The sequence below is a fragment of the Nonomuraea sp. NBC_00507 genome (assembly GCF_036013525.1).
Taxonomy (GTDB): domain Bacteria; phylum Actinomycetota; class Actinomycetes; order Streptosporangiales; family Streptosporangiaceae; genus Nonomuraea.
Genome location: NZ_CP107853.1, coordinates 4015175 through 4030113 on the forward strand (window position 1 = coordinate 4015175; position 14939 = coordinate 4030113).

Annotated in this window: 7 protein-coding genes; 5 read left to right on the top strand and 2 right to left on the bottom strand. The window is 64.7% G+C overall.

Features of this window, described 5'->3' with window-relative positions:
* Positions 1 to 9: 9 nt before the first annotated feature.
* Positions 10 to 450 (top strand): hypothetical protein, encoded by a 441-nt coding sequence (locus tag OHA25_RS20080; RefSeq protein ID WP_327589053.1) that lies wholly within the window; start codon positions 10 to 12, stop codon positions 448 to 450.
* Between the two features lie 404 nt (positions 451 to 854).
* Here OHA25_RS20080 and OHA25_RS20085 read toward each other — a convergent pair whose 3' ends face one another.
* Both OHA25_RS20085 and OHA25_RS20090 read right to left on the bottom strand, forming a co-directional pair.
* Complete coding sequence (locus OHA25_RS20085; protein ID WP_327589054.1) at positions 855 to 1187, bottom strand: helix-turn-helix domain-containing protein; 333 nt, start codon at positions 1185 to 1187, stop codon at positions 855 to 857.
* A 183-nt stretch (positions 1188 to 1370) separates the two neighbouring features.
* Positions 1371 to 2603: a helix-turn-helix domain-containing protein gene (locus OHA25_RS20090; RefSeq protein ID WP_327589055.1), complete on the bottom strand. Its 1233-nt coding sequence runs from the start codon at positions 2601 to 2603 to the stop codon at positions 1371 to 1373.
* 101 nt (positions 2604 to 2704) lie between these two features.
* On the opposite strand from OHA25_RS20090, the gene OHA25_RS20095 reads away from it, so the two are divergent.
* The 4 genes from OHA25_RS20095 (at position 2705) to OHA25_RS20110 (ending at position 14918) form a co-directional block, all read left to right on the top strand.
* On the top strand, positions 2705 to 3058 hold the full coding sequence (locus OHA25_RS20095; protein ID WP_327589056.1) for a hypothetical protein: 354 nt from the start codon (positions 2705 to 2707) through the stop codon (positions 3056 to 3058).
* 118 nt (positions 3059 to 3176) lie between these two features.
* Positions 3177 to 3392: a DUF397 domain-containing protein gene (locus OHA25_RS20100; RefSeq protein ID WP_327589057.1), complete on the top strand. Its 216-nt coding sequence runs from the start codon at positions 3177 to 3179 to the stop codon at positions 3390 to 3392.
* A gap of 183 nt (positions 3393 to 3575) precedes the next feature.
* Positions 3576 to 3884 (top strand): hypothetical protein, encoded by a 309-nt coding sequence (locus tag OHA25_RS20105; RefSeq protein ID WP_327589058.1) that lies wholly within the window; start codon positions 3576 to 3578, stop codon positions 3882 to 3884.
* Positions 3885 to 4523: 639 nt separating this feature from the next.
* Positions 4524 to 14918 (top strand): RHS repeat-associated core domain-containing protein, encoded by a 10395-nt coding sequence (locus OHA25_RS20110; protein ID WP_327589059.1) that lies wholly within the window; start codon positions 4524 to 4526, stop codon positions 14916 to 14918.
* Positions 14919 to 14939 lie beyond the last annotated feature (21 nt).

Sequence of the window (14939 nt, forward strand, 5' to 3'; positions counted from 1 at the left end):
GAGCCGCCGGTGGCCTCGCAGTCCACCGGCGGCTCTGCGATTGAGGGAGAGGCGTATCCAGTGAGACTCAATGATCGCACAGCACGGCTTGTCCGTGCTCTCATGCTGTTGCAGTCCGCCATCGCGCTGGCCGGTCTCACGGTCAAGATCGTCCTGATCGTCAATGGATATACCGTTGACTGGGAGATGGTCGCGCTGCCGCCTCTGTCGATCTTTGTTTTAGCGAGCGGATTTTTTCCGGCTGTGCTGAGCTTCGCGGTCGTGCGGCGAATCCGTTGGGGGAGAGGTGTTGCCATTGGCGTTGAGGTCGTCATATCGGCCTATTCCCTCCTTGCGAGCTTAAATAGGTTAAATATTTTCCTAATGGTGAATTTGGTCATAGCTGTACTTGTCGTGATCCTTTTGGCGCGCCACACTGAAGGCGATGCGACGCGGGCGCCTGTAGGCTGAAATGGAAGGACTAAAAACCGCCTGATGGCGGAAGGGTTCGCGGAACGCGTATCGATCGCTACATCGAAAACGGTGCAAGCGGCAGGAATCTACATGGAGGCCTTTGCTGGGCTGACACGTCTGCTTAGGGTCAGCAAGGAATTCTGTCCAAAGTCGAAGTAATTGCAATGGAGCGCAAAGTCAATTTGGCATTTCCAGCCGATTATGGAAGATGGATTGCTGCTTACGGGGAGGTGACTCGGCATCCCAAGCAGCAGGCCATCCCTGCCAGACCTGCGCCACGAAGATCGTTAGTTCAAAGCACCAGGAGGATTATCTCTGCGCAAATGAACTGCTCGTGATCCGTGAGGGCACCACATAAAGATCGCCAGAGCCGAAATCAAAGAGCGTCATCACCCAAATGGTCACATTGCGGCGGTCGCGTCGCCCATGCGGTAGGTGCTGTCATCAGACGTGGCGGTCAGCTCCAATCGCCCTCCGATGGCCTCGACGTAGCGGACAAGCACTTCTACCGAGGTCACATCGCCGTTCTCAATCTGGGATACGCGCATCTTTGTCACGCACATCTTCTCGGCCACGTCGGACTGCGTGAGCCCGGCGTTCTTTCGCCGTTCGGCCAGGTGCCAGGCATGTACATAAGCCTCGATCATGCCCCGGGTCTCGGCCAGCGCCTGCTCTCCTCCGGCGCGCTCGATATGCTCCTCACGGACATCGCTCCACTTCTTGAAACTTGTCATCGGCTCTCCTCCTCGGCCCGTTCAATCAGGTAGACCTGGTACAGCTCTTCGGTTTGTTGGATGGCCTTGTTTTACCAGCGGTCGGGGCTGGCGGGCTGCTCGTGGATCTTGTCTCCGGCGATTCGCAGGGTACAGCTCGGCTGATTGGCGGTCTCTGCTCCGGTTAGCGGGGCGTTGCCGTGTTCAGGCACCCAGTTGCGGAGGCTCTGGCTTCGACCGGCCGTACAGTTCGCGATAGACCTCGCGTAGTTCGACGGCTTCTGCCAGGCCGTGTTCCTCGACCCCCGCGATGACCTCTTTGGCCCGCCAGTAGTTCGAGGGCACGAGCAGGCCGCTCTCCACCGCTTGAAGGGCGACATGACCGGCCTCGCCCGGCTCATCAGTCTCGAGCAGCGCCAATGCCAGATCGAGGCGCGCCGAGGCGGCCCTGCGGGGGCGTGGCCCGCCGTCCTCGGTGGACTCCAGCCGCGCAAGTACCTGCCGCGCGTAGCCGACGGCAGCGGGATCATCCAGCCATGAGAGTGTCGTCGCGGTGTAGGCGTCGCTCTTGGCGGGGTCGTACCGGAAGTGGTGCTCTGGCCGGTCCGGCATGGGCAGCGGAGCGACCATCCGCTGAATGCGGGTGAGCGCCGCCCGCGTCTCTGCACCCTTGCCCATGCGGGCCCAGGCCCGGCCTTCCTGCCCGGTCGCCTGGATGTACGCCGAGCTCTTGCGGGGGGCGACGTCTTGCGCGGCTTGGGCGAGGATCATCGCGTGCTGGAACTCGCCCTCGGTGAGGGCCTGCCACGCCTCGGTCTCAAGGCACCACGCCCTGATCTCAGGGTGCTCGGCGTGGTCGGCCAACTGGCCGGCGGTCCGTAGCCGGGCCGCGGCGGCCGGGTGCTGCCGGAGGTCGATATGGCAGGTGGCCGCAAGCAGCGAGAGCCATCCGCCGGCCACGAGCAGACGGCGATGCTCGGTGAGGGTCTTCTTGCCGTCGAGGAGTCGCGCGACGTACTCCAGGTGCCGCCGTACCCTCCCGAGCAGCTCGCTCGGGGGTGTGCGGGGGTAGGCCGACGCGAGATCATCCACGGCGAGCTCAAGCCGTTCCAACGTCTCTTGGCCGACGTCGCTCGCTCCTGCGCGGCGGGCGAGTTCGATCGCGTCGATCTCGTTGCCGAGGTACGTCTCGTCGTCCTCGTCGTTGAAGAGGGCGTGTTCGCTCGACCCGTACAAGCGGCAGTACAGCTCGGCGTACTCATCGTCAGGCCGGTGCCTGCCGCACTCGTGGTCCCGGATCCGGCGCACCATGCTCTCGGCCTCGGGCATGGCCCTGTCGGCCACCTTGGACAACTGCACGGCGAGATCCCGTTGAGACCAGCCTCGCCTGGTCCGCTCGGCGCGTAGCCGACCTGCCCAGGCCGGAACCTTGCTCATCGCGTGCACACCTCCGGGGGACGGGCGGACACGGGCGGACGTCCGGGTGCGCCTCCAGTGTCCTCTCCCGCAGTCGTACCACGCGCGATTGTGATGGAACCGTGCACTGGGACACGGACGACCACGACGCCATGCAGCAGCAGGAGCTCGTGCGAGCCGCCGAACACAACGCTCGGCAGGCCATGGCACAGGCGGCCCTCCTTCAGGATGTGGCAGGCCGTCAGCTCTTGGTGCTCCGCAACACCTACCCGGCATGGGACATCGACTGCGAGCGGGACGCGACCGGGAACGTGTCGTGGACGGCCAGGCTCCATCCCGATCTAACTCCCGCCATGGTGGCGGCCGGTGTCCTGCAGACCGTGCGGCGGCTGGACGCCATCGCGCTCGCGTCCACCCTGGCCTGGCAGTCGGCGCTTCTCCATCACGGAGGACGATCCGGCACTGGGCCGATATGAGCAGCCTTGGCCCGCCGAGTGCCGGTGCCGCAGGCGGCGGGCTGAGGTCCAACCCCCCAGGTGCAACACCGCGCTTTGGGAAGTCGCCCCGATCCGGGGCCAGGCGAGAGGAGATCCCATGAGGGATCTATACGGCCAACCGCTCGGCGAGGTGCCGTTCACCAAGCTATGCGGCGGCAATCAGCGGGAGGAGGACATGGAGTCCTGTGTTCTGATCGCCCCGATTCCGGGCGTCGAGGATGCCTACGCGGTGCGTGACTCGAAGAACCCGGACGCCGGGACCCTCCGGTTCACCGGTGCGGAACTTCGCGCCGCTGGCGTGACCACCATCTAGCACGGCCGGAAGGGGCGGCCCCTGCCTGATCACAGCAAGCAGGGGCCGCCCTCAGCACTCTACGGGAGCATCCTGATCACGCACTGGCACGCCTACCACTGGACCGGCAACGGCGCCGACCGCGCCAACGAGGCCGAGCGCCGCACCAGCTCGCCCGACTTCGCCGCCTCAGCGTTGCCGCCCATGCGGACCGGTGACTGGCTGGCCAAACCGGCGTCCCGGGTCGCGGCCACATTCCATGACGTTGGCGAGGCGGCCGACTGGCTGGCGGCCGAGTACGGCAAGGTTCGTGGAGCGTTGCCCTTGCCGGAGCGCATCCTCTTGGGCGATCGGCTGGAGTACGCGTGTGACGCGCTGCTCCGAGGCGTGGACGTGCAATGGAGCGAGTGGCTCCAAGGCGGCCGATTCGCCACGATCGGCATGATCTGCTGCCCGAACCGGCACGTCTCCCATTCCTGCCCGATTGGGCGGCGCGCCGAGGTGGGCAGTTGATGAGCGGGCGGAAGTGATCCACATGCACCGATGGGAGCCCTTCATCCCGCGCGCCCCGCGACTGCGGATCTCTCGCACGTCCTGCTGTGGCGAGTATGAGCTGGCCGCCGAGGGCGGTCAGTACTTCGTCCTGCACCCGACCGGCGACGGCGGATACGAGGAGACCGCCAGAGGCGTGTACGCCCATGCCCTCGAGGCATGGGCGAGGCTCGCTTCCCTTCACCGCTGCAGTAGGAAAGCTTCGTGATCTCCTCCGCCGTCATACACGTCTGGGCAGTGATGGGGCCAATCGTCGATGTGTCTGGTCAGGTAGAAGTAATCAAGTGCACTGAAAGGCTTCGTGGGGCGGTGCAGACTGCGGGCGAGCTATGGACGCCCCGTTCTGATCAGGTACAACTGCTTACCAATGTGACCTTAGTCACAGGCATGAGGCATGTGCGCTCTGCAAGCTGCGCCTATATCAAGTCGCGTTTGTTCCGTTCCAGCCAGTAGGGATCGGCGTTCGCTACGGGATCTATGCGGCGATTGACTGCTCGGCTATACAAGAGGTGATCTTCTTTATGTCGATCTTACGGTGAGCATCGGAGCGCGTTCGCCTCTTCTTTCGGGTGCGCCCCTTCACAGCAGGAGCAGTGACGCATGACGTTTTGGCGTGCGCGAAATCGGTCGAGTGCCGTGATGGGGCGCAGTGGTTTTGGGCTGAAGCCGAAGGGCCGCCTGCGAGCCAGGATCACCGTGGTCTTGGCTGCCGCACTCATTCCGAGCCTGATCCAGTTACAGATAGAGCCTGCGGCGGCCGATCCGCTCCGTACGCGCCTCGATATTCCGCAGTCGCCTACCAACGGCGCGTCAAGCAGCGTTCCGGTCCAGCAGACGGGCACCGCCAAGAACCTGCCCCACCTGGTCGGCCCCGAGGCCACCCAGACCAGCATTGACACCGCCACCGTGAAAGGCGGCAAGCGGCCCAAGGGCGCGTTACTGCTGGACGAGCCGCACGAACTCGCCGATTCGTCCATCGAAGGCCTGAAGACCCCGCCACCCCTCCCTGAAGGGTCTGAGCCGGAGCCCGCCAGTCCTCCAACCGGGAATGCGCCAGCCGCTGTACCTCCCGCTCGGAACGCATCGGCCACCGCTCCGCTGCCCCGCCCGGCCGTGGTCCGGTCCGGTGTCAAAGAACGCGCCCGAGATGCACAAGTGGCGGTTACCTTGGCGGGGCCGACGGTGTCGAACCTGTCGTCGTCCGGGCAGTTGTCATCGGGGTTGTGGACGTTCTCGACGTTGACGCCGACGTTTTCGGCGTACGTGTCCGATGCCGAATGCCGAGAACTGCTGCTCAAAGTTGAGGTGGAGCATGACCCATCGGCTGCGGGTCAAGGCAGTGGGCTGATCTGGTCGGGGCAAAGCTCCTACAACACCGGAGCCTGCGGCATCACCCTCACCAGCTCAGCGGTGGCATCCGGGAAGCTTCAGGATGGGTGGCTCATTCGCTGGCGGGTTCGGGGGCAGGCGGGTGGCGTGGACGGTCCTTGGTCGGAATGGCAGGCTGGCAGGGTCGACACCACGAAGCCGACGGTGTCGAACCTGTCGTCGTCGGGGCAGTTGGCGTCGGGGTTGTGGACGTTCTCGACGTTGACGCCAACGTTTTCGGCATATGTAGACGACCCCGAGTGCCGGGAGTTCATGCTGAAGGTCGAAGTTGAGCACGACCCGTCGGCCGCTGGCCAGGGCAGTGGGTTGATCTGGACGGGGCAAAGCCCCTTTATGACCGGAGCCTGCGGCAGCACCCTCAGCAGTTCAGCGGTGCCAACCGGCACTCTTCAAGACGGGTGGCTCATCCGGTGGCGTGTCCGAGGGCAAGCCGGAAACGCCACAGGACCCTGGTCAGAGTGGCAGGCCGGGAGAATCGACACCACGAAGCCGACGGTGTCGAACCTGTCGTCGTCGGGGCAGTTGGCGTCGGGGTTGTGGACGTTCTCGACGTTGACGCCAACGTTTTCGGCATATGTAGACGACCCCGAGTGCCGGGAGTTCATGCTGAAGGTCGAAGTTGAGCACGACCCGTCGGCCGCTGGCCAGGGCAGTGGGTTGATCTGGACGGGGCAAAGCCCCTTTATGACCGGAGCCTGCGGCAGCACCCTCAGCAGTTCAGCGGTGCCAACCGGCACTCTTCAAGACGGGTGGCTCATCCGGTGGCGTGTCCGAGGGCAAGCCGGAAACGCCACAGGACCCTGGTCAGAGTGGCAGGCCGGGAGAATCGACACCACGAAGCCGACGGTGTCGAACCTGTCGTCGTCGGGGCAGTTGGCGTCGGGGTTGTGGACGTTCTCGACGTTGACGCCAACGTTTTCGGCATATGTAGACGACCCCGGATGCCGGGAGTTCATGCTGAAGGTCGAAGTTGAGCACGACCCGTCGGCCGGCGCTCAGGGCAGTGGGTTGATCTGGACGGGGCAAAGCCCGTACACCACCGGAGCCTGCGCTACCACTCTGACCAGCTCAGCAGTCGCATCCAGCACCCTCCAGGATGGATGGCTCATCCGCTGGCGCGTCCGAGGGCAAGCCGGAAACGCCACAGGACCCTGGTCAGAGTGGCAGGCCGGGAGAATCGACACCACGAAGCCGACGGTGTCGAACCTGTCGTCGTCGGGGCAGTTGGCGTCGGGGTTGTGGACGTTCTCGACGTTGACGCCGACGTTTTCGGCATATGTAGACGACCCCGGATGCCGTGAGCTCCTGCTGAAAGTCGAAGTTGAGCACGACCCGTCGGCCGGCGCTCAGGGCAGTGGGTTGATCTGGACGGGGCAAAGCCCGTACACCACCGGAGCCTGCGCTACCACTCTGACCAGCTCAGCAGTCGCATCCAGCACCCTCCAGGATGGATGGCTCATCCGCTGGCGCGTCCGAGGGCAAGCCGGAAACGCCACAGGACCCTGGTCAGAATGGCAAGCCGGGAAAGTGGAGGTGAACAAACCGGCAGGAAGCGGGCTCGGGGCCTTGCCCGCGACTCAAGGTTCGGGCACATGGGTTCTGTCCTCGTTAACGCCTTGGCTGTTTATGAAGGTGACCGATCCCGGCGGTTCCGCGTCGTACCTTGACGCGGAGATCGAGCATGATCCATTGTCGTCAGGGCAGGGTAGCGGGCTTATCTGGGCCGGTAGGGGACAAACCTCGTATGCGTCGGGCTCCAACGCCTGGCTGCAAGTGCCTGCTGGGAAACTCGCCGACGGGTGGTTGATCCGCTGGCGAGTGCGAGGGGTCACCACAACGGGCACCAGCGGCGTGTGGTCGGAGTGGCAATTGGCCACAGTTGACCTGAAGAAACCTTCGGTCGCCGGACTGGGAGTCACGCCAGGTACGCAGGGCTCAGGTTTATGGACGGTCCCATCACTGACGCCGTGGGTGTACGCGAAAGTGAGCGATCCCGAGTCGCGTGGGTCCTATCTGAGCATTGAGATCGAGCACGATCCCGCAGCGGCCAGTCAGGGCACAGGGCCAATCTGGGCGGGCAAGGGATCGAAGGCGTACGACTCGGGCTCGAATGCGTGGGTGCAGATTCCCGGTGGCAAATTGAGTGACGGCTGGCTGGTTCGATGGCGGGTCCGTGGCGAGACCACGTCTGGTGTCGCAGGGCCGTGGTCAGATTGGCAGTTGACCAGGGTTGACCTGAATAAGCCGTCGATCGAAGGGTTGGGGATGGACCCAGCTGTGCGTGGTACGGCGTCGTGGACGGCTGCCACCTTGACGCCGTGGCTGTACGCGAAGGTCACCGACCCGGAGAATCGCAGGTCCGTCCTCGATGTCGAGGTGGAACACGATCCGATCGTGGCGGAACAGGGATCGGGTGTGATCTGGGCAGGCTCGTCGGCGACCTCGTATGCGTCTGGCACGAACGCGTGGGCCGTGGTGCCCGCCGAAAAGTTGAAGGACGGCTGGCTGGTTCGCTGGCGGGTCCGGGCCACCACGATCTCGGGCATGAGCAGCCCGTGGTCAGACTGGCAATCGGCCAAGGTGAGCGCGTTGCCCTTCGAGACGTTCTCGCCTGCCAACAACTCCCAGGTCAGCACACTGACACCGGTGCTGTCGGCGAACGCTCGCCCGCTGAACGAGGCTCCGGTCAAGTATTGGTTCCAGGTGTGTGAGGGCACTGCCCCGAACTGGACCTGGTGCGAAAGCTCGCCCGAGTGGAGCACTACCGGCGCCTGGCAGGTGCCGGACAAGAAACTTGCTTGGGGCAAGACGTACTCGTGGATGGCCAAGGCCGCCACCACTTTCACGACGGTGACCTCCGCTTGGCGTACCCTCACCCCGGCGGTGGAGCAGGGCAACATCAACTCCCTGCTGGCGGGCGGCACGCAGGGCCGCGAATTCAACCATGTCTCGGGCAATTACGGCCACACCGCAACCGATGCCTCGGTGGCGGTCGTCGGTCCGCCGATGTCGGTGACCCGTACCTACAACAGCCTGGACCCGCGCACTGATGGCGCCTTTGGCGCGGGCTGGACCACCCGGTGGGACATGCGGATCGACGTGGAGCCTCAGGGAAGTCTCCTGGTGACGTACCCGGCGGGCGAGCAGATGCGGTTCGCACCCAAGGGGGACGGCACTTTCGCCGCCCCGTCTGGCACATTCGCCACGCTCGCCGCCGAGTCTGGGGGCGGCTGGCGGCTGATGGACAAGTCGGCCACCTCCTACTGGTTCGACGCAGCCGGCAAGCTCACCAAGATCACCGACCATCGGGGCCGGTCCCAGGAGCTCGCCCGCGGCACCGACGGCAAGCTGACGAAGGTGACCGCGACCGGAGGCCGGTCACTGACGTTCACCTGGACCAGCAACCACGTCACGAGCGTGTCCACTGACCCGGTCGACGGTAAGCCGTTGACCTGGACCTACGCCTACGACGGTGACCAGCTGGTGAAGGTGTGCCCGCCCACCTCGGCTACCGCGTGCACCGCCTACAGCTACACGGCTGCCTCCCGTTACAAGAGCGTGGTGCTGGACTCGGCCCCGGAGTACTACTACCGGCTGAACGAGACTGCCACCACGACCGGGACGAAAGTCGCTTCCTCGGCGGGTTGGAACATCACCGAGGAACAGGCCAAGCTCACCGGCACCACCCCGGCCGACCTTGGCGTGGGTGTGGCGGGTGCGTTAGGCGGATCGCCGGATACGGCGATGAGGTTCAAGGGCGCGGCCACCTCTACCTTCGTTCAGCTGCCCCGCTCGACGATCAGCGGGCAGGGCGGCGAGTTGGCGGTGGAGGCATGGTTCAAGACCACCGCCTCCGGCACGATCATCGGGATGCAGAATTCGGCCGATAACACCCCATCGGCGTTCACCCCCGTGGTGTATGTCGGCACTGACGGCAAGCTGCGCGGCCAGTTCTACACCGGCGCGCACACCCCGATCACCTCCACCGCGGCGGTGAACGACGGCACCTGGCATCACGTGGTGCTGTCAGGCCGCAAGGACACGCAGACTCTGTTCCTGGACGGCGCCCAGATCGGCACCCTGTCCGGCGAGATCAAGCACGGCGATCAGTGGGAGACCCGGATCGGGTCCGGCTACGGCAGTACGGCGTGGCCCTCCACGACCACCTCGACCAAGGTGTTCCCATTCAACGGCGACATCGACGAGGTCGCGGTATACGGCAAGCCGCTCGGTGCGCCGACGGTGCAGCGGCATTATGTAGCGCGTACCGCCCAGCCGCAACTGACCAAGGTCACGATGCCGTCGGGACGGGTAGACGCGGACAACACCTACGCCGCTGACGGCGGACGCCTGGTGACCCATGTCGATGCCAACGGTGGTAAGTGGACGTTGTCGGAGCCGGTATATGCCAAGCAGACGACCATCTCCACCTTCGCCACCGTGACGGTCACGGATCCGCACAATGGCGTCGTCACGTACGTCAGCGATGCACAGCGTGGTAACCGGCCGGTATCGGAGAGCGACCAGGTGGGGGCGACTACGAAGTGGGCCTATGACGTCGGCGGATACCCGGCCAAGGTGTTCGACGCCAATAACAACGTGGTCGAGGTCGCCTACGACGCGCGCGGGAACTTGCTGTCGAAGAAGACCTGTCGTACGGCTGGCGCCAGCTGTTCGACGGAGTACTACAGCTATTTCATCGACGCCGACAAGCCGTTCGACCCGCGTAACGATGTGAAGATTGCTGAGCGTGACGGACGGTCGGCTTCGGCGACGGACGAGACCTACAGGACCTCCTGGGCGCACAACGCTTTCGGCGAGGAGATCAAGGTCACCACCCCGGCGACAGAGGACTTCCCCGTCGGCCGTACCGCAACCAAGACCTACACCGACGGCACGGAAGCGGCGGTCGGTGGCGGCTCCATGCCCGCGGGCCTGGTGAAGTCGGCCAAGGATTACAAGGGGAACGAGACCACCTACGCCTACACCGCTGCCGGTGATCTCGCGACCGAGACCATACCGTCGGGGTTGGTGAAGAAGTACGCTCACGACACGATCGGCCGGGTGATCTCCACCACTGAGATCTCCACAGTGCACCCGGAGGGCGTCACCACCACCATCACCTATGACGGCCTGGGCAGGGTGCTGACCAAGACCGGGCCGGGCGTGAAGAACGAGGTCACCGGCAAGACGCATACGTTGCGCTGGTCGGCCACCTACGACGCCGACGGCCTGGTACTGACCGAGATCAACGAGGACCTGACCGGCGGGGATGCGGCTCGCACCACGACCTACACCCACGACACCTACGGGCGGCAGGAGACGGTCACCGACGCCGAAGGCGGGGTCACGAGGTTCGGCTACGACGCCAGGGGCCTGAAGGTCACGTCCACCGACGCGCGCGGTGCCACGCTGGCCTATACCTACACGCCGCGCGGAGAGCCGGCCACCACGGTGTTGAAGGGATGGACGGGCAGCCCGCTCGCCCCCCAGCTGGCCACCGATGTGGTGATGGAGTCCATCGCGTACGACCCCGCGGGCCGCGTCGCGTCCAAGACCGACGCGATGGGCCGCACCACCGCCTACACCTACTACGCTGACGGCCTACCATTCGAGCAGGTCGCCAAGGGCGCCAAGCTGAACGGCTCCGCCACCGGCCGCGACGTCGTGCTGGACTCGCGGGCGTACGACGCGGCAGGGCAGCTGACCCAGCAGATCATCGATGGCGGCACGCTGCGCATCGATGCCGCCTACGACGCCGCCGGGCGGATCACCACGCAGGTGGTCGACCCGGAGAAGCTGGCGCGCAAGACCAGCCTCACCTACGACGCGAACAACAACGTGACCAGGGCGACGCGCACCGGCGCGGGTGCCGGCCGGAGCGAGGTTTCCGAGTATCAGTACGACGTGCTCGACCAGCCGACCAAGCAGATCGTCCGCAACGACGGCGCCGACCTGATCACCACGCTCACCATGGATGATCGGGGACTGGTGACCGCGATGACCGACCCGCGCGGCAACGCCACAGGCGCCAACGCGGCCGACTTCACCACCAGCGTGACCTACAACGAGGCCGGGCGGCCGGTGCTGCTGCAGCTGCCCGCCGTGCAGGTGGAACGCAACGGTGGCACCGCCGTCGGCGAACGGCCTGCCTCCAAACTGGGCTACAACACCTTCGGCCAGCGTACTGAGCAGATCGACGCCGAAGGTCGTACCACCACGACGACCTACGACCGGGCCGGGCGCGTCACCAAGCAGACCTTCCCGCCCTACACTCCGCCCGGCGGGCAGCCGATCACCCCGACCACTACCACGGAATACGACGCCGCCGGCCAGGTGATCAAGGCCATCAACCAGCGCGGCCAGATCACCACCGCCCTCTATGACGCGCTGGGCCGCAAGGTGAAGGTCACCGACCCACCCGCCAACGGCGCCGCCGCCGGGACATGGACGTTCGGTTACGACCTGCTCGGTGAATCGCTGTGGACCGTAGACCCGAACGGAGCCCGCTCCGAGGCCACCTACGACGACCTCGGGCGGCAGATCACGCTCTCCACGATCGAGCGTAAGCCGACCCCCGGCATCTACGTCACCAAGGTGGACTACGACGACGCGGGCAGACTGACCAAGACCACCCGTCCCACCGGCGATGTCTCTACCCGCGCCTACGACGCGGCCGGTGCGATGGTCAAGCACACCGACGCGCTCGGGAACACGACCACGTTCGGTTACGACCTGGCCGGACGCGCGACCACGACCACGAACGCACTCGGGCTCACCTCCCAGGCCGTCTACGACCTGGCCGGCCGCATGACCGAGAGCCGCGAGCTGGATGCGAACGGGAAGGTGCTGCGTACCCGGAAGGTCGGCTACGACCTGGCCGGCAACCCGATCAGCAGCACCTCAGGTGAGGGTCACACCGTCACCCGCTCCTTCGACGCGGCCAACCGCATGACCCAGCTGGTCGAGCCGGTCTCCGCGTCCGAGCAGATCACCAGCACCTTCGGGTACGACGCCACCGGCGCGCAGACCCGCGCCACCAACGGGCGCGGTCACTCCACCTACACCACTTACAACAGCCTCGGCCTGGTGGAGACAGTGATCGAACCGCCCACCGCGCAGCACCCGGACCTGAAGGACCGCACCTGGACCGCCACCTACGACGCAGGCGGCAACCCGACCGTCACCCTGGCCCCCGGCGGGGTACGGGTCGAGCGTACGTTCGACGAGCTCAACCGGCTCATCAAGCAGACCGGCAGCGGCGCCGAGGCCGAGACCGAGGCCAAGACGTTCGGCTATGACCAGGCCGGACGACTGATCACTGCCAACGATCTGACCTTCACCCTCAACGACCGCGGCCAGTTGCTGAAGTCCAGCAGCGCCACGGCCGGCGACCTGAACGTCTACGCCTATGACGCCAACACGCGGCTCGTCCAGCGCACCGACGGGACCGGAACCTCCACCTTCTCGTGGGATGACGGCGACCGGCTCACCCAGGCGGTGGACCCCGTCTCGGCCACCACCATCGGGTACAGCTACGACAAGGCCAACCGGCTTACCGGCATGGCCTACGGCACGAACGGCGTTCGTCGCACCTACGCCTACGACGACCTGAATCGGCTCACCACGGACAGCCTCGCCACATCGTCGGCCGCGCCGATCGCGTCCATCGAGTACGGCTACGACCTGGACGACAACATGACGTTCAAGACCACTGCCGGTACGGCAGGCGCAGGGAAGAACACCTACACCTACGACTGGGCCAACCGGCTCATCTCCTGGACCGACCCTGGCGGGGTCAAGACCGACTACGGCTGGGACGCGGCAGGCAACCGCGTCAAGGCCGGGAGCAAGACCTACGCCTATGACGAACGCAACCGCCTCACCTCCGGCGACGGCCGGACCTACACCTACACCGCCCGCGGCACCCTCGCGGAAGAGGGCGGCGGCCTGGTCCGCATCGCCAAGTCCGACGCCTTCGACCACATGGTCAGCGACGACGGCGTGACTTACGACTACGACGCCCTCGACCGGGTCGAAACCCGCACCTACAGTGGGAAGACCACGCGGATGACCTACGACGGCCAGACCAACAACCTGATCGCCGCCACCGACACCTCCACCGGCGCCCAGGCGACGTTCGGCCGGGATCCGTCCGGTCACACGCTCAGCCTGTCTGATGGAGCCGGCGCGCAGTTCGCCTTCTGCGACCTTCGGGGGGACCTGATCGGTACGTTCACCAACGCAGGGACCGCGCTGGCGGACTCCATCGCCTACAACCCCTTCGGCGAGGTGACCTCCCGTAGCGGTGCCGCGCACATGCTCGGCTATCAGGGCGGTTACACCGATCCCGACACCGGCAAGGTCAACATGGCGGCGCGCTGGTACCAGCCGGCCACCGGCAGCTTCATCAGCCGCGACACTCTCCTCCAGAACCCGGATCCCAGTGTCCAGCTCAACCGCTACACCTACGCCAACGACAATCCTCTGACCAATACCGACCCCACCGGCCACGCCTCCTGCGCGAAGAAGCCCAACCAGAAGAAGTGCAAGACGGCCCTGGTGACACTCCAGGGCGAGAAGACCGGCTCGAAGAAGTGGAAGGCCGCCTGCTCGACGCTGGGAGTCACCACAACCGAATGCAAGGGCCTGGACAAGCAATACACGCACTGCGTCTATCCCAAGAAAACAACGTCTGCCTGTGTCGACATGGCGGGCGACTACATCACGTGCAGGAGGGATAACAGCACCACGGCGAAACAGTGCAACGAATCGGCGAGCAACTACATGGCCTGCCGGCACCAGAACATCGACAAGAAGACATGCTCTGGCGCCGAACGATCCTGGCGCGACTGCCTCAACGACTATGGGGCGAAAGACACCCGACAGTGCGGTGGTACCCGGGATCACTTCTACGGATGTATGAAGAAGCTCGGAAAAAACGGGGACAACTGGGACGGCAACGATTCGAAGTGCGCGAACTACGCGGAACTCGGGTATCGATGTGACGCGTCCAACTTGCTGAAGCCGGATGACTGCAGGACAACTCTGAGGGGATATATGTCGTGCCTGGATAACGCAAGTTCATCGATATACGCCTGCTCGTTCGGCAGTCTGCAGAGGATGTATTGCCTCAGGGATGTAAGGACCGGATGGTTCGAGGACGAAGACATATGCACGGCAGCCTGGAAGGGATCTCAGAAGTGTTCGAAGACGTGCTCGGGAGGGAAAGACTGGAGGAACCAGAGTTCGGCCATATGCGAGACAAAAAAGGATGGCAAGGATATTTTTGCGAGCACGCATACCAAGTGCAGTTACTATGTCAGCGCGAAAGACCTGGAGAATTACAAGACCGAAGGTTACAAGACGCCGAACCCGGTCGATGCCGGCCTCACAATGTGTACAGCAATATGGGGATTCCCGGAACTGGCTGGGTCCTGCGCTGTGATGCAAGGGCTCTCAAAGATGTTCGAAGGCGCCGGCGCGGACAAGATCAGGGAAAATTTGAGCGAGTTCGGAATTCTTATACACAGGAAGGGGTACCACAACCCCCTTACTCCGCCACCATACGAAACTCCGGATCTGTTCACGTATCTGCCGCTCTAGTTTTCGCTGCTCGCGCTGATC